Below are 443 nucleotides of genomic sequence, written 5' to 3' on the forward strand. Positions count from 1 at the left end.
GCGAAGGGAAGTCCTAGCCGGAGCAAACGATCGCACAAAAAGACCCCCGGCTTCTTGTGAGCCAGGCTGGGCCAGACAAACAGCCCCGATAGAAAGAAGAACATCGCCATGAAGAAGCTGTCGGTGGCCAGCACGACGACGTCGAATCCGATCCAGGAGGTCGGGTCGGTATGACCGAAATAAGTGTACGGGATCACCGCGTGATGCAGCAGCACCACCAGCGTCAGGAACGTCCGGGCGCGATCGAGCGCGACGTTGCGTGTCCTGGCCTTCGGCACGGCATGCTCCGCACCGACTGTCGCTGCCTGTGACATCGTCATGATGGCCGTCCCGTTGCGCTTTTCCGTCCCGGCCGGACTTTGCCGCCGGGAACCGGATTGGGCAAGCCGTTTGGGTGCCGGTCGCGGCGCGAACCACCGGAACCGGCACGGTGCCACGCCGTT

Annotated in this window: 1 protein-coding gene; it reads right to left on the reverse strand. The window is 63.4% G+C overall.

From position 1 onward, the window contains the following. The coding region (locus AACY52_RS31450; RefSeq protein ID WP_339561568.1) for an acyltransferase family protein at positions 1–320 on the reverse strand (320 nt) is incomplete at its 3' end. Positions 321–443: the final 123 nt, after the last annotated feature.

The organism is Pseudomonas sp. EA_65y_Pfl1_P113 (assembly GCF_963970525.1).
In the GTDB taxonomy this organism is placed as follows: domain Bacteria; phylum Pseudomonadota; class Gammaproteobacteria; order Pseudomonadales; family Pseudomonadaceae; genus Aquipseudomonas; species Aquipseudomonas tritici.